The following is a 242-nucleotide window of genomic DNA, read 5'->3' as shown; positions in this document are numbered from 1 at the left end:
CAGCACATCGTCAGCTTCTGGCGGTTCCGCTTCAGCCCCGGCGCCTCGCCGGTCGGGGTCGATGAGCTGATCGACATCTTCATGGATTTCGAGACCGGTCTGGCGACCCGCAAGGCCGAGGACGCCATGATGGCTGCCTGAGCCTCTGCAGAAAAAAGGGCCGGCACCCTGATGGCGCCGACCCTCTTCAGTCCTTCGGTTCAGCCGTGGCCTAGTAGCGGTAGTGGTCCGGCTTGAACGGG

Source organism: Brevundimonas sp. UBA2416, from assembly GCF_002343105.1.
GTDB lineage: Bacteria > Pseudomonadota > Alphaproteobacteria > Caulobacterales > Caulobacteraceae > Brevundimonas.
Note: the sequence above shows the minus strand (reverse complement) of the source record.